Source organism: Mangrovimonas sp. sgz306409 (assembly GCF_059735265.1).
Map to the genome: position 1 here is coordinate 1 of NZ_JCAPEU010000010.1, position 16807 is coordinate 16807.

A 16807-nucleotide genomic window follows, 5' to 3' on the forward strand; every position below is an offset into this window, starting at 1 on the left:
TGGTTTTGGAGAATGCGATGCATTAGCTTCGTTGAATCTACAATGTCGAGAACTAGGAGAGGTGTGCACCTATAATACCCGAATTACTTTACACGGATTCCCCTCTGCAAATACATCTGAAGGCATATCTTTTGTGACTACACTCCCTACCCCAATTACAGTATTGTTGCCAATAGTTATACCAGGGCAAATAACCGTGTTTCCACCAATCCAGACATCTTCACCAATAGTTATGGGTTTGGCATATTCAAGACCTGTGCTTCGGTCCTTAGAGTTTATAGGATGTGTTGCCGTATAAATTTGCACATTGGGGCCCAATATTGTTCTACTGCCAATTTTCACCTTCATTACATCCAATACCACACAATTGAAATTAAAGAAGACACCTTCACCCGTAATTATATTTGTGCCATAATCGCAATAAAAAGGCGGTTGCACCCATAAATTATCACCTGCAAATGGTAGTAATTTATATAATATTTCATCCTGTTTTATGACATCGTCTTCTCGTGCCTCATTGAATGCCCTTAACAGCAATCGTGCTTTTTCACGTTCTTTTATGAGCTCTTCATCCAAGGCTTGGTAGAGTTCTCCCGAAAGCATTTTTTGTTTTTCGGTTTTCATTTTTTTTACTTTAATGTTGCTCGCGTAAAACGTTTAGCCAACCAATTCCTCAAAGGCTCATCATATCGCTTTAATGCAATATAAGACAACAATAAGGTTCCTATCAATAGAACCAATCCAACTAAAATCCCTTGTCCTAAGGGGATATCATTATTAACAACCCAAGCATAGAAGACATAGGTAAACGGAAAGTGAATAATATAAATAGGGTATGATACATCCCCTAAGAACGTACACAGTTTCTCTGTAAAACCAGCTTTTACTTTCCCAATAGCCCCTAAGTATATAATCACAGGGAACACCAAAATGACAGATAATGAATCATAAATTCCGTTTGCCCATAAGTGGTCGTATCCGCCTACTCTTGGAAAGGATAAAACGGCTACTAACAACAGGCTACTCAACAAAAATGTTGTTTTACCTTCCACCACTTTCACAACTCGTCTAAGCAACATTCCCGCCATGTAAGGAAACAAAAGACGGGTGAAGCCAATTCTTAATTGGTCGGGCTCTACAGACCAACCGCCAATAATATCGCCTTTTGGACTTGTCACAGCCAAATGGATCAAGGCAATAGCAGCTATAAAAACCAAGATTGAGAGTATTGTTTTTGATAACTTTCTTAGCACTAACGCATGTAATATATTGGCAATATATTCCAAAAACAAAGACCAGGCAGGACCATTAAGCGGGTGCATTTCATGCCACCCCCTGATATCCATGGAAGGAGGCACAGGAATTAAAGTATAGCCTATGAGTGTTATTAATATTAATTGCCAAAAAGAAGTGTCTGCTATTTTGGGAAAATAGGGTGACTCTCCAAAATAAAAACATAAAGCACCAACGGTCATTCCAAATATAATCATGGGATGAAGCCTAATGAGGCGACGTTTAAAGAAATCCTTTACCGTCATTTTGTCCCAACGGTCATCATAGGCATGGGCCATTACATAACCAGAAAGCATAAAAAAGAAATCCACTGCTAAATAACCATGATTGATGAACTGTTTTACATGATCTCCTCCTGAATAGACTTCAAGAACATGAAACAAAACCACTACTATTGCCGCAACACCACGCAGGGCATCAAGGATTAGAAAGTGTTTTTTTGAATCTGAAAATGTTGAACTTGCTTTTACCATAAATGTATATCCTAAATATTTTTTTCACACCTAAACTAAAGATGTTAATAAGCATCAAAATTAGAGCGATGTCAATCTAAGTTATTGTCTTATATTAGATTTTTATTGTTTTATATTTACAATAATTGAGGAGTTTGGACATGGAAATCACGGAAAACATAAAATATAGTCATGTAGACATCGATTCCGATAAGTCTTTCTTTTTTGACCATGTCCATATTGTTTGGGATGAACAGATTTCTTTTCATCAAAGTGATGATTGGGAATTGTCATATATTATAACAGGTAGTGGCACAAGAGTAATTGGCGATGTCATGGAAACGTTTTCAAAAGGTGAAATCATACTGCTTCCTCCAAAGCTCCCACATGTTTGGTATTTTGATGAACATGTTCATGATGAATATGGAAAGATTGAAAATATCACCATCATTTTCCCTGACTCCTTTTTAAAGAAGTGCGCCGATGTGTTTCCAGAAGCAATAAAGCCTATTGAACATATAAAAAACATAAAAAAAGGAATGAGCCTTGAAGGTGAAATTTTACCTTATGTTCAATCCTTAATGAAATCCATGACTGGCCAAAATAACCTGGAACAGCTATCATCCCTACTCCGAATATTTTCCTATATAGCTTCCAGCAAAGAAATGCGAGTGGTAGGCTATAATGAAAGAAGAAATAGGAATGCACAAAAAATGCAAAACATATATCGGTATATCCTTGTTAACTATAGCAATAAAATCACACTTGATGATATAGCTAAACATGTTGGAATGAATCGGTCATCGTTTTGCACCTTTTTTAAAAGGGAAAGTGGCAAATCTTTTTTTTCTGCCATCAGAGAATACAGAATAAATTCTGCATGTTTAATGCTTAAGGAAACAGAAATACCTATTGCCGAAATATGTTTTGCTGTTGGTTTTAATGATATCCCCTATTTCAATCGTTCTTTCAAAAGCCAAATTGGCTGTTCTCCCAACGACTATAGATCTCAATTCAAGAGAAATTAAGTGAACAGGCTTCATAAATTGCAATGCATGCAACATTGATTTGCTCTAAAAGTTCTTTCATAAATTCAAGATTCTAAAGAACAACACATTAAAGACTATATAGAAGAGATAATTTAGCTAACCGCCCTTCCTGGACTTTCACCCCAACCCTTATTAATTAAGAATGAAGAAGTAAAAAAATAAAGAATTGATTTGGGTAGCGAGAGCAAAAAGTAAAGAGTAAAGAACTTAGAGGATAGAAAAAGATTATAGAGCCAAGGGAAAAGACGGTTTTACGGATCCTATTTGCCGATGGGTTTAAGTTGGCCAGAATGACAAAAAAATTATACTACTTTTGAATTGTAACGAATTTCGCGGGTAGTTCCAAGAATGTGGATGCACAGAAAAAGCGGCATCCATTGGAGCCGCTTTTTATTTGTATTTACTTGAAGTTGATTATAACTACAGCATAACAACTAATTGAAAAAAATCCCTTATTGCTTAGAAGCTTCTAAGGACACTTTACGAAATTCCTTCATTAACTTGGTCATTTCCAAAGTTGCTTTACGAGCTCTTGTACCTGCTGCTTTGTTTCCATTTTCCAATTGTGCTGTAGCATCAGAAGAAAATGCTTCGAATTGTGCGCTGATTTGTTCTAAAAGTTCTTTCATAGATTCAAGGTTTAAAATTAATGCTGGCGAAAATAGCATATTAAAGGCTATATACAAGAGATAAATTACCCAATTTCAACGTATAGACCTTTGGGTTGAAAAAAGTCTTTTGGTTGGTAAATCATACGCATTGTTGACAAGGTCGGTAAAATTAGGCATAAAAAAAACGGTTTGGGAACACCAAACCGTTGATTATACTTGACTTTTTATTAGTAGCGGGAACTGGACTCGAACCAGTGACCTTCGGGTTATGAGTCCGAAACCAAAAATTAAAAACACCTTTTTACAAGGGTTTCAAGCCGCCTAATTTATAAAATCGTATTCGTTTTCGTATTCGAAACGTATTCAGTTTGATGTCTGATTAGACTTAATTTTTCTTACTCAAATATAAGAGATTTTTTACACCTATTCCCCACCGAAAACAAATAAAAATTTCAGTACAAAAATTCATGGTTTACAACTTCAAATCCGCCTATGAAATACATCAATCAAATCTTGTTTGTTGCACTTTGCATTTTTAATTTTATGCCGCTACTCTCCAACTTTTCACAGTAATTGCAATAAAACGAATTAGCCCATCGATTCAACCTTACCTTTGACCACTTTTGTTGTCGTCATAACAACTTTCTAATTAAAACAACTCAATTATACGTAAAACAAACGTTTATTTTACGCATAATTCAACAACAATTTGAAATTTACTCCTGCAAAGTATCACCTTAACTAAAGAAATACATTGGCATCCTTACAATTTCAATATCAATCAAAGCTAAGTATAATACCCCTTATACTACAAAATAGAGCATTTTCATACAAAGTATATTGATAAATGCCTAACTTTAGTCAAAATAACATACACTAAGCCACATCAATAGGAATCATGCAATTACCTGATTCAATACATAATTAAAAACTACATTATGAATAAAGTTCTGTTAATCCTACTACTTTTCTCATTTGTACCTTCTGAACAAAAAATAGACAGAAGCACATACTATGATTATTCGGAAGATGTTGAATTTAGAGTTTATTCCCTAAGAAAACCAAAAATGATAGATAGAGGGGGTTCAAATTATTCAAACACAATTTTTGCAGAAAAAGGAAAACGATTTATTTCGATTGTCCTAGAATTCAACAATAAATCATCCGAGGATCAGATAATTGACTTCGAAAAAATGTTTATAAGAGACAACAACTCTGAGTTGCACAAAATAGATCTTGTTGTCATGGCTATGAAATTGACAGCAAGAACAAATAACATGCAGCAAAAACTTAAACCTAATGCAAAAAGAAAAATAGGTATAGAATTTATACCTGCAATGGACAAAGATGAAATGATTGACGAATTAATAATCGGAGACAAAACTATTGAACTTAAATATAATTAACCATAAAGCCTATTTATCAACTTTTTTTGCCCCATTTAATCACCCAAAATCATATGAAATTTTACATGTAATGGAATTTTTGCATTAAAAAAATCAAATATTATAATTTGCATTAGTAAATACAGAGAACCAAACATGTAATTAGTTTAGGAGGTTCAAAGGTTGAATTTCACAAAAATTGGTTAATTGGCAATAATGAGATATAAAGAATCAGTAGTGTCCGATAAAAGATTTTAAAAGCGGGATTTCCAAGATAGGATTTCCCGCTTATTTTATATCTTGAAGTTACCACACATCCAAGATATGAATAAAAGTAAAAACTTTAGCGGACAACCCATAATCAAACAGGTCTTAAATTTTATTTTGCCCAAGGATGTTTATCGGACAGCCAAAAAGCACAACAGCGATCGCTATACCAAAAAGTTCACCACCTATGAGCATTTGACTACCATGATATTTACCGTGATCAGCGGCTGCAGCTCACTTCGCGAGGTTTCCAGTATTATGCTTGCCTGTGAGGGAAAGATCAACCATTTAGGGCTCAAGGACTTTCCAAAACGCAGCACCCTGTCCGATGCCAACAAGAGAAGAAGCTCAGCTGTATTTGCAGAAATCTATCATTTGCTCTACAAACGTTACCATCGCTTTTTATCGGACAGCAGACTCTCAGATCCTGCGGTGAAGAACCTTAAGATTGTCGATTCTTCGACCATAACGCTATTCAGCGACATCCTTAAAGGTGTGGGAAGGAACCCGCTCAACAGCAAGAAGAAAGGCGGCATCAAGATGCACACTATGATAAATGCCATGGAAGACGTGCCTTGTCTGATCAAGTTTTCAAGCGCAGCCACGCACGACCACACCTTTCTAAAAGACCTGGAACTCAAAAAGGGCTCTTATGTGGTCTTTGATAAAGGATATGTGGATTATGAGCAATACCAAAAATGGACCCTGGAAGATATTTACTTTGTGACTCGGCAAAAGGACAATGCCCGCTATATAGGCCTTGAAGAGTTTGATATTCCCGATAGAGTGGACGATGCTGTCCTAAAGGACGAAAAAATAGGGCTTACCGACCAAAAGGGCAACCCTTTTTTCCTGAGGAGAATCGCTTTTTGGCACGAAAAACACCAAAAGGTCTATGAGTTCATCACCAATGATTATGATCTTGGCGCGGACAAAATAGCCGACATCTATAAAACAGGTGGCAGATCGAGACGATGTTCAAGCGGCTTAAACAGAACTTTCCGCTAAAGTATTTTCTGGGCGACAATCAAAATGCTATCGAAATACAAATCTGGGTCAGTTTGATAGTCCAGCTCATTATGCTTGTGATTCAAAGGAAAGCCCAAAGAAATTGGGCGTATTCCAATATGATGTCCGTCATACGGTATCATTTGATGACCTATATCGACCTGTTCAAATTCCTGAAAAACCCAGAAGCAAAATGGGAAGAGATCACAACCAAAAACATTGGACAATTAAGCCTTTTTGATCCATAGGGAGGTTCTGTTTTCAAAATACAGAGAACGATCAATAAAAAAGGTCGACAACAAAGCTTTTTAAGCTACTTCTGATTTTTATCGGACAACAATGATTTATATAATTTAATAAGATGAAAAAAATACCTAAAGGCAACAAGGCACTGAATAAAAACAATAATAAATAATAGTTTGAAATAAGCCCTATACCAAAGTAGAATCGTACGCCTTGAATTAACAAAATCCCCTCGGTCAATACAAATCCAGCAAGAAAACTGTAGACGCCTGATTTTAACAATAAGGATGGTTTCTGCTTACGAAACAAAAACGCAAAAAGAAACCCAGAAATAACACCAAGCATTACTAAATGGATAAATCCGATAACAAAATTACGGTGCATAAAAACCACTTTCGAAAATTCCGGCAATAAAGTAACGCCTTGTAAAAGTATTTTAAGTAAAAAACAGGACACACTGAAATAATACAGGGTAACGACGAGTTTAGATTGTGTATTTAAGGCTTCCTTAAACTTAGGTTTTATAAGTTTAAAAAATAAATATAAGGTTACAAATTGAAGCAGAACCCCAAATATATTTATATAAATTAAAACGGGATGCGGAGCAAACCATTGTACAGGCATGGCAAAAGTAAGTACGGTGGATGCAACTAATAATTTGAAAAAGTTTTGAAACCCACGGGAATCTTCAATTTTTAAAAAATGTAAAAACAGAGTCAGAACAGCTATTAAGAACCATCCTTTAAATTGAAAATGCAAGAAGAACTGAATGGCAATCTGGTAAAACGCCGAAGCCTGACCTAACAACCCTACGGCTGGCCCCAAACACCATACTCCTACTGTAGAAATCAGCAAAAACACTAAAGCTGCTTTTAGTAACAGTCGTGTGGATTTGGAGTCTACTTGATGATTTTTCCATATTAAATACACAAAGTAATAGGAACAAAAAATGTGCAGGGTTGAAAACGTAATGGAAATTGCGGCATATCCTTGAAATGGGAAACTAAGCATCATACCTATAACTGCAATCTCGGTTAGCCAGAATAACTTATTATAAATTGGCTTTTTAAGCGGAACAAAATAATGAACTATAAAAGTATACAGCATTAAATACACCCAGCCTAACATGGCTACATGGGAATGCGCGTGCGTTAAAAACCGATAGTTTATCCCGATGGATTCTAAAAACGAATAACGCAGTGCCAATCCCATTAAGGCAGCGATTAAGGAATTTATCAGGCAAACGACAATCTGTTTTTTTAGCATAAGAATTCTGTAATACTTTTAAAAGTAAGAAATCCTACCTTGTTTCAAGACAAGCAACATAGGATTTCTGTACATCAATTAATTAGAGATTAATACTAACAAAATCTGCTTTCCAGTTTTTCAGCCGCTGGAAATAAGATATTATTTTCTAAATGAATGTGTAAGTGCAGGTCTTCTTCAAACTCCTGAAGCATCGCAAATGTTACACGATAGGTATTACAAGCATCAGCTGGTGGCGTATAATTATTGGTAATCCCTGCAATTTTTCTAAATCGTACACCTTCATTATCGTGTTCCTGCATCATCATAGCTATTGGGTTTTTAACCGTTCCAAATCCTGGCGCTTCAATCGCTGTATTGGTTAATTCGGCCTTCACTAATTTTTTAACAAATGGGAATAATACCAATTCTTCCTTTTTCATATGCTGAGCCAGTTCTCCTGCCGATGCCGTAAACAACTCATTTATTTCAAAAAGTTCAGGATGTCTTTCACCATGCACTCGACACAATTTGTCTAAAAACTGTTTTAATATGGGTGTTTTTTCTTCTACATAACGGTGGTGTTTCTTTTCTATATAATCGACCAACAAATCTAAAGGCCAGGATTTATAATCAATGGTTTGATTGCCTTGCGAGCTTAAAACCTGCTCTAAGCGCAGTGCTAATTCGGCTACTTCTATACCGTTCTTTTCGCAAACTTCATCAAGTGTTCTATGTCCTCTACAACAAAAATCGATGCCGTATTGTGTAAAAACTGCTGCTGTTCTAAAATCTTCGGCAACAAACTCTCCTACTTGTTTTTGTGTTATTGTACTCATAATATCCATTTTTACTTATTCTTTGTTATTTTATTTTTTAAGGTTAATCGAATACAAACCAACAGGTTGAAACGATACCTACGGCGAAAATGACATCGCCAATAGTTCTAAGCCATTTTAATGTGATTTGATCTAGTCATTAGTCCTATTAAACCCACTCAATACTCTACTACTGCAATACAGCAAAGGAAATTACAGCCATGACTTTATTCGTTTTCATGAAAATCATTTGTTTGATTCAAATTTAATTCGGATAATTTTATCCTAATTAATTATAAATTTTTTTACCGTTTTAAAAATGTCTCTCCTTCTTTAATCTCAAAGGCTAAAGTTTCAAGATTTGTAGATTCTAACATGGCTTTAAGTTCGTCTCTCACAACTTTAAATTTATCATGTACCGGGCAGGGCTTATCTTCATCGCAAGCATGCAATCCAAGTCCACATCCTTTATAAATACTATCTCCATCTATTGCATCAACAATATCAGCCAATTTAATGTCCTTAATTCTGGTTTTATCAATCTCAAAACCTCCATGGGCTCCTTTAACTGAATTAATAACATGATGTCTTACCAGTGCCTGTAAAATTTTGGCGGTAAAAGCTACTGGAGAATCTATTTCTTTTGCAATTTCTTTTGGACTCACGCGTTTACCCTCAAAAGAATTTAGAGCTATAAAAATAGAGGCTCTGATACCGTATTCACAAGCTTTTGAAAACATACATTCAATTTAAAACACAAATATATAAAGAGGATTTTAATTAAGATAAAAATATCTTAATTAATTTTTTGATGATTACTCGGCAATTTTTCCATAAGGCCCCGGAATAAATCCTGGCACTATCAAACCAAAACCTACTTCCATCCAAATGCAATATAAAACATAAAGCAGGCAACGTATAACATTTTAAAATTATTCCTTAACTTATGAACTGTTAATAAAATAGTTGCCAATACATTTAATGGCATTGCTGTCTAAATCCATGATAATAAGGCGTTTTTTCCGTAAAGACCGAAAAACAAATAGTAAGCACTTTCACTGTGATGAGTTGGTGCGTAAAATTCTTTGAAAAGTTCACTAACCAACATAATTAAATTAATTTGAGCAGCTACTGTTACCACCAGTGCTATTTTTTTATGGTTTTATCTTGAATATTGAAGGCCAAAAAATTTCCAATTATAACCAAAACCATTGTTTATTTTGCCAATTTAGATGGCACAGAACCAAAAAATCGAATTATGTGTAAAATAAAGGTTGATTTTACACATAATTCAACGACAATTGGAATATAAACCTGTAAACTCTCACCTCATCTCAAAAAATACACGGGCAATCCTTACAATATCAAAATAACTCGAGTCATCTGCTCAATTAGAAAAACAACTATTGATAAAAGACAAAAATATCCTATATATGACTTTTGTCATTTTCTCTGATCTTAAAGACTTTTAAATTTGCTCTGTAATTGGGGTAAAATCATCCTGATTCTCGAACAAATGAAAAGTATAGTCCTCATATTAGTTTCACTTACAATGCTTTTTAAACCTTTATGGCCTGTTGCAGACTATATATCTAATTATGAGTATATTGTAAATGTGCTTTGTGAGAATAAAGAGAAGCCTGAACTTAAATGTCACGGGAAGTGTTACCTCACAAAACAAATAGCAAAAGAAGCAGAACGGTCTGAAGATACTCCAGTTAATTCAACAGAGAAAATTGAAATTCCCTGTACACTTTTCTACGAAAGTGGTACAAAATACGATTTATCTGTTATGATTGTGGAAAGTAAACAACACCATTTTGATGACGTTCAAAACCTATATCACAGATTAATGTGTTGTGATATTACTACTCCTCCCAAATAGTTACCCGCACATATTTAGGTCGTGACATTGTGATGTTTGGTTTCAATCACACAGTGATGTCTCGACATTCATTAACTATTTAATTATTTAGCTTATGATACCTATCAAAGTTTTCAGAGGATTCTTATGCCCTAATATTAAGAGTGTTTTCCTTAAAAAACTATGTCTCACATTGGTCATGCTGGCGGTATACATATACAGTTACGGGCAGGAAGAAAAACCATCAATATGTTCTGAAAGCTGCACTTTACAGTGTGTAGAATTTTGTCTGGATTCCACAAAAATTCAACGCCTTTTCGAAGTCATTGTTGTGGCTCCTAAAAAGCAACTCGCCTATCAGCGTCAATCAAAACCGCTCTCCTCGGTAGATGAGTATTTAGAGAAGGCACGACATATAAATATGATTAAGCGCGGTGCTTACGCCTGGGAACCCAATATTAACAATATGGCAACCGAGCGATTGTCGGTAACCATTGATGGAATGCGAATCTTTGCCGCTTGTACAGATAAGATGGACCCAATCACCTCTTATGTAGACGTGTCTAATTTATCTAAAATTACCGTGGCATCAGGTCAAGAAGGTAGTGAGAATGGAGTCTGTGTAGGTGGTGCCATTGACTTAGAATTGGACAAAACTGGTTTTAAAGAAGACTACCTAAAAATAAGTATTGAAAATGGCTTTGAAACTAATAATGAGCAAAAAATCGTAGGAGCAGATATTAATTTCTCCGATAGTGATTTTTACGTAGATGCCGATATCATTTACCGGGATGCAGAAAATTATACTGCTGGTGGCGGAGAAGAGGTTTTATACTCGCAGTTTACAAAATACAACCTCTCTCTCAATGGTGGTTTGTTACTGAATGAAGATAGTAAGCTAACAGCGACGTTTATATTTGATGAAGCTCGTGATGTAGGTTATCCGGCGCTTCCAATGGATGTTTCGTTGGCAAGAGCCTTTATAGGTTCAGTAAGTTATGAGCAATTAAACTTGGGTGCTTTAACCAATTGGCAAACTAAATTATATGCTAACTCAATCACTCATATTATGGATGATTCTCAAAGACCCGATGTACCTATTCGTATGGATATGCCAGGTTGGAGCGACACCTATGGTTTTTACAGTAAAGCAAATCTTAAAAGGAAAAATCACCAAATGCTATTCAAGGTAGATGGTTTCTATAACCGTTCGCTTGCCGAAATGACAATGTACCCTAATGACCCAGCCCAATCACCTATGTTTATGTTAACGTGGCCAGACGTGCGTACTTTAAATACCGGTATTTATGTGGAAGATAATATCACTTTCGCGAAATCGAGTTCAGGAGATTCACGACCAGCGGGAGAGCGTAGCGTTAAAGCTGAATTAAAACTAGCAACACGCCTTAGCTTCCAAAATAATCTTATAGCTGATGAATTTGGACTCAAAAGTTTACAAATCTTCTATCCCGAAACAACAGCATCTCAAAATAGGCTTCTATCAAGTATCTCAGCTTCATTTATAAAGAAATTTGGGGTATTTGATATGACAATGGGAGCTTCTTACGCTACAAGGGCGCCATCGGTTTCCGAGGGTTTTGGTTTTTACCTGTTCAACAGTGCAGATAATCATGATTACATTGGAAATCCTGAGCTTAAAAACGAGCAAGTCATTGAATTGAACGGAGCCTTAACTATGAGTGGTAAAAAAGGAAAAGTATCACTTAATGGTAATATTTTTCGAATGCCAAATTACATCATTGGAGAGGTTAAAACAGACCTGAGCACAATGACTATAGGAGCCGAGGGCGTGAAGATTTATACAAATCTTGACTACGGCACCATAACCAACGTATTTCTCAATGCAGACTATAAAATAAACGCTGCTTTTAAGTGGAATGGAAGTATTTCATACCATCGTGGAATAGACAGTGACAACCGTAACCTGCCGTTTATAAGCCCTATATCTTATGGAACAGCCATTAATTATCAAAAGAACAGCTTCTATAGTGCAATAGAGATGCAGGGAGCAACTAAACAAGTTAATTTCAATCCTGTATTCGGGGAACGTCAAACAGATGCTTATACAGTTTTTTCTCTATCTATGGGCAAAACCTTTTACATCTCAAAAAACATATTGTATGTAAAAGCAGGTGTTCAAAATATTTTTGACACCTTTTATTCCACCTATGCAGACTGGAACAACATTCCAAGAATGGGGCGAAATTTCCATTTTACACTTTCCTATAAAATAGGTTAGCACAAAAAAACAATTATTAATACTAAATTTAAAACGATGAAAACAATTAAATATCTACTACCAATCTTTCTTTTAACAATCACCTTTTTTTCTTGTTCTACCGAAGATGATGATGAGCTTTTTGAAGCAAACCCAGTCACAGATTTAATGTTAGTAAAATCTATAATATCCAATGAACATACCATTGAAGTTTATAGCCCAGATTCACAGTTTACCGTTGGGTATAACGAGCTAAGTGTCCGCATTAAAGACAATGCAACAGACACCTATTTTGACAATCCTACAATCAACTGGATGCCGATTATGCATATGACTGCAATGAGCCACTCTTGCCCAAAATCAGCACTCACAGCTTCAGAACATCCTACAGTAAAAAAAGGATTTATAATTTTTCAAATGCCTGGAAACGATACCGAATATTGGGATTTAAAGTTCACTTATGAAGTAGATGGAGGCTCTTTCGAAACGACCGAAAGAATAAATGTACAGGCTCCCGCTGATGGTATGAAACGCATAAATGTATTTATGGGCTCAGACGAAACAAAATATGTATTGACTATGGTAGGTCCGAAAAATCCTGAAGTAATGGTAAACGATTTTACTTCTGCCCTTTACAAAATGGAAAATATGATGACGTTCACTCCTGTTGAAAATTATATGATAACAGTAGACCCAAGAATGCCTGGAATGGGCAACCATAGTTCACCCAATAATGAAGATTTAACTTATAATTCCAGTACACAAATGTATGATGGCAAATTATCCTTGACTATGACAGGGTACTGGAAAGTAAACCTAATGCTCTATAACGAAGATAGCGAACTTGTTAAAGGAGAAGAAGTTACCGAAAACAATACAGAAAGCTCATTGTATTTTGACTTTGAATTCTGATTCTTTGATGGTTCTATTTTGTTAGTTTTTTAAATCCTCTTGTAAGATTACGAGAGGATTTTTTTAATTAGAAAACATATAAAGATTTTTGTCACATAAAAGACAAAAATGTCTTTTATATGACAAAAATCATATTTTCGGACAAAAATGTCTTTTACTTTTGTGTTGTTACAAGACCTAAATAATCACTAATTAACAATAATTTAAATAATACTATAATGAAAACAATTCACCGACTTGCATTACTCATTTCCTTAGGTTTATTAATAAGCTGTGGCGGAAAAGAGGAAAAAAAGAAAGAAGGCTTTTCATATGAAAGAAAGGCCCCAACAGAAACAAAGAAAGAAGAAGCTCCAAAATCTGATGAAGTTCCCGCTTCCAAACGAATTACACTGGACAATAAAGGTGTGGGTAAAATCAAAAACCTTGAATTGCCAGCTACCATAGATAACGCAATGGTAGAACGCGGGGCTGCCCTATTTAAAACCAATTGTACAGCTTGCCATAAAGTTGGAAAACGATTTATAGGGCCTTCACCTTCTGGCATCATGGAGCGTAGAAGTCCTGAATGGATTATGAATATGATTTTAGACCCACAATTAATGGTAGAACAAGACCGTTGCGCAAAAGATCTGTTGGTTGAATTTAATGGTGCTGCCATGGCAAATCAAAATATGACAGAAGCACAAGCTCGTGACATATTAGAATACTTCAGAACCCTAAAATAATAATCATATGAGAACCATTCATTTATTTAAAATAGTTCCTGTTCTGGTCTTTCTGTTTTTTGGTTTTAGTTGTAAAAATGAGACCAAACAACCAAACACCAGTACACAGACAACAACTGAAGCTGTTCCTCAAAATCAAAAAGGACAAGCCTTTGTCAAAGATGATGTTTCAAACCCTAACGTGTTGCAGATTGCACTTAAATCACCAGACCATACAACTCTTGTAAAAGCAGTACAGACGGCACAATTAGAAAACGCATTGGTTAATGCAGGACCTTTAATGGTTTTTGCACCTACCAATGAGGCGTTTGAAGCATTACCTGCTGGCACCGTTGAAAATCTTTTAAAACCAGAGAATCAAGAAACGCTTGCCACCATACTCAAACATCACGTTACTGCCGGTAATTATGACATGGGCCTTCTAAAAAGTATCAAAAAATTAGGTCAAGCCGATGATACCAGTGTTGCAGTGGAGACAAAGGGCGATGATATTTATGTTGGAGGAGCTAAAATAATCGGCGCTGTAAAAGCAAGTAATGGAACCGTATATGTGGTAGATAAAGTCATATTACCACAATAAACCAAAATAAAAATTGATAACAACTAAATTATATAACTAATGAAAAAACATAAATTTCAATTATTATCACTATTAGGTGCTACACTATTTCTAACAAGCTGTGGCAATAATAATGGTAATACAGGTTCCAACGGTGCTTTAAATTCAAGCGCCGCTGAGAAGGTATATGTTGCTCCCGGCGAGCACGATGAATTTTACGCATTTATGTCTGGCGGTTACAGCGGTAACTTGACTGTATACGGCTTACCGTCAGGCAGAATGTTTAAGGAAATTCCTGTTTTCTCTCAATTCCCAACCTCAGGGTATGGGTATTCTGAAGAAACAAAACCTATGCTTAATACTTCTCACGGATTTATCCCTTGGGACGATGCTCACCACCCTGACATTTCACAAACGGCAGGCGAGCTAGATGGACGATGGATTTTTATCAACGGAAATAATACACCAAGGATAGCACGTATAAGCCTAAGTACTTTTGAGACCGAAGAGATTCTCGAAATTCCAAATAGCGCTGGGAATCACAGCTCATCTTTTGTGACCGAAAATACAGAATACGTAGTCGCAGGAACACGCTTTTCGGTACCAATTCCGCAGCGTGATATGCCAATTAGTGAGTATAAAGGAAACTTCCAAGGAGCTTTGTCATTTATTAGTGTAGAACCAGAACACGGTCATATGGACATCAAATTTCAGGTGATAATGCCAGGTTTTAATTACGATTTGGCACACCCTGGTCGCGGTAAATCCCATGGATGGTTCTTCTTCACCACATATAATACGGAAGAAGCTAATTCATTACAAGAAGTAAATGCTTCTCAAAATGACAAGGACTTTATTGCGGCTATTAACTGGAAAAAGGTTGAAGAGTATGTCAATGGTGGTGGCGGTAAAATGATGCCAGCAGAATATGCACACAATGTATATGATGAATCTACACACACTGGTACCAGCACAATCAAAAAAGAAGTGCTAACCGTGAATCCCTTAGACGTGCCTGGTGCTGTGTTCTTTTTACCAACTCCAAAATCACCACACGGATGTGATGTAGACCCTACAGGGAATTATATTATAGGTAACGGTAAACTTTCAGCAGACCTTACAGTACATTCATTTGATAATATGATAGCCGCTATAGAGGGCAAAAAATTTGATGGCGAGGCCTATGGAATACCTATCCTTAAATTTGAAGATGTACTTGCGGGAACGGTTAAAAGTGGAGGCTTAGGACCACTTCATACAGAGTTTGATGGTAAAGGAAATGCTTATACCACATTCTTCATATCATCAGAAGTAGTAAAATGGGAACTGGGCAGCTGGGAAGTAAAAGATAGACAGCCTACTTATTATTCAGTAGGACACTTAATGATTCCTGGAGGTAATTCTAAAAAGCCATTTGGTAAGTACGTGGTAGCGATGAATAAAATTACCAAAGATAGATACCTACCTGTAGGGCCAGAAATGGAACACTCTGCTCAGATTTATGATATCTCTGGTGAAAAAATGGAGTTACTCTATGACTTTCCTACTCACGGAGAGCCACACTATGCTGCTGGTTGCCCTGCAGATTTATTAAAGCCTAAAGCCTCCAAATTTTACAGGCTGGATGACAATAAACACCCTTATGCAGTGACAAGTCCGGACAAGGCAAAAGTAGAACGCAAAGGGAATGAAGTACATATTTATATGTCTACTATCCGTAGTCACTTTACTCCAGATAATATTGAAGGTGTTAAGGTGGGCGATAAAGTGTTTTTTCATATAACGAACCACGAACAAGATTTTGACGTACCACACGGATTCTCTATGATTGGCCAGAATACTTCTGAGTTATTGATTATGCCTGGCCAGACCAAAACCTCGCTCTGGGAACCCAAAAAAGTAGGTGTATGGCCATTTTACTGTACAGATTTCTGTAGTGCGTTACACCAGGAAATGCAAGGATATGTAAGAGTTTCGCCTGCTAATTCGGATATCGAATTAAGTTGGTCGTTAGGAGAATAGATTTTTGATAGGTTTTAGTGTAGCAGGCAGTAGTAGTATTACGCTGCTGCCTGTTTAATTTATCGTTTCCTAGATACGCTTTAACAAAAGCGTTTTCTCAATACGTTTAATA

The 16807-nt window shown here is 36.0% G+C and carries 16 protein-coding genes and 1 tRNA gene; 10 read left to right on the forward strand and 7 right to left on the reverse strand.

Annotated elements, in window-relative coordinates; translation table 11 throughout:
- Positions 1-69 precede the first annotated feature (69 nt).
- Together AC6I5C_RS15825 and AC6I5C_RS15830 are read right to left on the reverse strand one after the other, a co-directional pair.
- On the reverse strand, positions 70-624 hold the full coding sequence (locus AC6I5C_RS15825; RefSeq protein ID WP_497905989.1) for a sugar O-acetyltransferase: 555 nt from the start codon (positions 622-624) through the stop codon (positions 70-72).
- 5 nt (positions 625-629) lie between these two features.
- Positions 630-1766, reverse strand: a complete 1137-nt coding sequence (locus AC6I5C_RS15830) for an acyltransferase family protein (protein ID WP_497905990.1) — start codon at positions 1764-1766, stop codon at positions 630-632.
- A 140-nt stretch (positions 1767-1906) separates the two neighbouring features.
- On the opposite strand from AC6I5C_RS15830, the gene AC6I5C_RS15835 reads away from it, so the two are divergent.
- A complete protein-coding gene (locus AC6I5C_RS15835; RefSeq protein WP_497905991.1) occupies positions 1907-2773 on the forward strand; it encodes a helix-turn-helix domain-containing protein in 867 nt (288 codons plus the stop codon).
- 473 nt (positions 2774-3246) lie between these two features.
- On the opposite strand, the gene AC6I5C_RS15840 is transcribed toward AC6I5C_RS15835, so the two are convergent.
- Positions 3247-3423: a BF3379 family histone-like protein gene (locus AC6I5C_RS15840; protein ID WP_497905992.1), complete on the reverse strand. Its 177-nt coding sequence runs from the start codon at positions 3421-3423 to the stop codon at positions 3247-3249.
- Positions 3424-3636: 213 nt separating this feature from the next.
- Positions 3637-3727, reverse strand: a tRNA-Met gene (locus AC6I5C_RS15845).
- A gap of 616 nt (positions 3728-4343) precedes the next feature.
- Here AC6I5C_RS15845 and AC6I5C_RS15850 point away from each other — a divergent pair.
- The 3 genes from AC6I5C_RS15850 to AC6I5C_RS15860 all read left to right on the forward strand — a co-directional run bounded on the left by AC6I5C_RS15850 (position 4344) and on the right by AC6I5C_RS15860 (position 6313).
- Complete coding sequence (locus AC6I5C_RS15850) at positions 4344-4811, forward strand: hypothetical protein (RefSeq protein ID WP_497905993.1); 468 nt, start codon at positions 4344-4346, stop codon at positions 4809-4811.
- A gap of 303 nt (positions 4812-5114) precedes the next feature.
- A complete protein-coding gene (locus AC6I5C_RS15855) occupies positions 5115-6065 on the forward strand; it encodes an IS4 family transposase (RefSeq protein WP_497905994.1) in 951 nt (316 codons plus the stop codon).
- 119 nt (positions 6066-6184) lie between these two features.
- Entirely contained in the window at positions 6185-6313 is a 129-nt protein-coding gene (locus tag AC6I5C_RS15860) for a hypothetical protein (protein ID WP_497905995.1), read from the forward strand.
- A 31-nt stretch (positions 6314-6344) separates the two neighbouring features.
- Here AC6I5C_RS15860 and AC6I5C_RS15865 read toward each other — a convergent pair whose 3' ends face one another.
- From AC6I5C_RS15865 to AC6I5C_RS15875, 3 genes are all read right to left on the reverse strand, one after another.
- Positions 6345-7520, reverse strand: a complete 1176-nt coding sequence (locus tag AC6I5C_RS15865; RefSeq protein ID WP_497905996.1) for a hypothetical protein — start codon at positions 7518-7520, stop codon at positions 6345-6347.
- 149 nt (positions 7521-7669) lie between these two features.
- Positions 7670-8392 (reverse strand): iron-sulfur cluster repair di-iron protein, encoded by a 723-nt coding sequence (gene ric / locus AC6I5C_RS15870; protein ID WP_497905997.1) that lies wholly within the window; start codon positions 8390-8392, stop codon positions 7670-7672.
- A 284-nt stretch (positions 8393-8676) separates the two neighbouring features.
- The gene (locus AC6I5C_RS15875; protein ID WP_497905998.1) at positions 8677-9111 is read right to left on the reverse strand and encodes an RrF2 family transcriptional regulator; all 435 of its coding nucleotides are present in this window, start codon (positions 9109-9111) and stop codon (positions 8677-8679) included.
- Between the two features lie 776 nt (positions 9112-9887).
- Here AC6I5C_RS15875 and AC6I5C_RS15880 point away from each other — a divergent pair.
- The 6 genes from AC6I5C_RS15880 to nosZ all read left to right on the forward strand — a co-directional run bounded on the left by AC6I5C_RS15880 (position 9888) and on the right by nosZ (position 16695).
- Positions 9888-10256, forward strand: a complete 369-nt coding sequence (locus AC6I5C_RS15880; RefSeq protein ID WP_497905999.1) for a hypothetical protein — start codon at positions 9888-9890, stop codon at positions 10254-10256.
- Positions 10257-10656: 400 nt separating this feature from the next.
- A complete protein-coding gene (locus AC6I5C_RS15885; protein WP_497906000.1) occupies positions 10657-12495 on the forward strand; it encodes a TonB-dependent receptor in 1839 nt (612 codons plus the stop codon).
- A gap of 36 nt (positions 12496-12531) precedes the next feature.
- A complete protein-coding gene (locus AC6I5C_RS15890; protein WP_497906001.1) occupies positions 12532-13386 on the forward strand; it encodes a hypothetical protein in 855 nt (284 codons plus the stop codon).
- A 218-nt stretch (positions 13387-13604) separates the two neighbouring features.
- Positions 13605-14114, forward strand: a complete 510-nt coding sequence (locus AC6I5C_RS15895; protein WP_497906002.1) for a c-type cytochrome — start codon at positions 13605-13607, stop codon at positions 14112-14114.
- Between the two features lie 7 nt (positions 14115-14121).
- Complete coding sequence (locus tag AC6I5C_RS15900) at positions 14122-14694, forward strand: fasciclin domain-containing protein (RefSeq protein ID WP_497906003.1); 573 nt, start codon at positions 14122-14124, stop codon at positions 14692-14694.
- 39 nt (positions 14695-14733) lie between these two features.
- Positions 14734-16695 (forward strand): Sec-dependent nitrous-oxide reductase, encoded by a 1962-nt coding sequence (nosZ, locus tag AC6I5C_RS15905; protein WP_497906004.1) that lies wholly within the window; start codon positions 14734-14736, stop codon positions 16693-16695.
- The last annotated feature ends 112 nt before the right edge of the window (positions 16696-16807 follow it).

Excerpts from the sequence above, each read along its gene's own strand:
- AC6I5C_RS15825 (WP_497905989.1), bottom strand. The coding sequence starts at position 624 with ATGAAAACCGAAAAACAAAAAATGCTTTCGGGAGAACTCTACCAAGCC.
- AC6I5C_RS15830 (WP_497905990.1), bottom strand. The coding sequence starts at position 1,766 with ATGGTAAAAGCAAGTTCAACATTTTCAGATTCAAAAAAACACTTTCTA.
- AC6I5C_RS15835 (WP_497905991.1), top strand. The coding sequence starts at position 1,907 with ATGGAAATCACGGAAAACATAAAATATAGTCATGTAGACATCGATTCC.
- AC6I5C_RS15840 (WP_497905992.1), bottom strand. The coding sequence starts at position 3,423 with ATGAAAGAACTTTTAGAACAAATCAGCGCACAATTCGAAGCATTTTCT.
- AC6I5C_RS15850 (WP_497905993.1), top strand. The coding sequence starts at position 4,344 with ATGAATAAAGTTCTGTTAATCCTACTACTTTTCTCATTTGTACCTTCT.
- AC6I5C_RS15855 (WP_497905994.1), top strand. The coding sequence starts at position 5,115 with ATGAATAAAAGTAAAAACTTTAGCGGACAACCCATAATCAAACAGGTC.
- AC6I5C_RS15860 (WP_497905995.1), top strand. The coding sequence starts at position 6,185 with ATGATGTCCGTCATACGGTATCATTTGATGACCTATATCGACCTGTTC.
- AC6I5C_RS15865 (WP_497905996.1), bottom strand. The coding sequence starts at position 7,520 with ATGGGATTGGCACTGCGTTATTCGTTTTTAGAATCCATCGGGATAAAC.
- ric (WP_497905997.1), bottom strand. The coding sequence starts at position 8,392 with ATGAGTACAATAACACAAAAACAAGTAGGAGAGTTTGTTGCCGAAGAT.
- AC6I5C_RS15875 (WP_497905998.1), bottom strand. The coding sequence starts at position 9,111 with ATGTTTTCAAAAGCTTGTGAATACGGTATCAGAGCCTCTATTTTTATA.
- AC6I5C_RS15880 (WP_497905999.1), top strand. The coding sequence starts at position 9,888 with ATGAAAAGTATAGTCCTCATATTAGTTTCACTTACAATGCTTTTTAAA.
- AC6I5C_RS15885 (WP_497906000.1), top strand. The coding sequence starts at position 10,657 with ATGATTAAGCGCGGTGCTTACGCCTGGGAACCCAATATTAACAATATG.
- AC6I5C_RS15890 (WP_497906001.1), top strand. The coding sequence starts at position 12,532 with ATGAAAACAATTAAATATCTACTACCAATCTTTCTTTTAACAATCACC.
- AC6I5C_RS15895 (WP_497906002.1), top strand. The coding sequence starts at position 13,605 with ATGAAAACAATTCACCGACTTGCATTACTCATTTCCTTAGGTTTATTA.
- AC6I5C_RS15900 (WP_497906003.1), top strand. The coding sequence starts at position 14,122 with ATGAGAACCATTCATTTATTTAAAATAGTTCCTGTTCTGGTCTTTCTG.
- nosZ (WP_497906004.1), top strand. The coding sequence starts at position 14,734 with ATGAAAAAACATAAATTTCAATTATTATCACTATTAGGTGCTACACTA.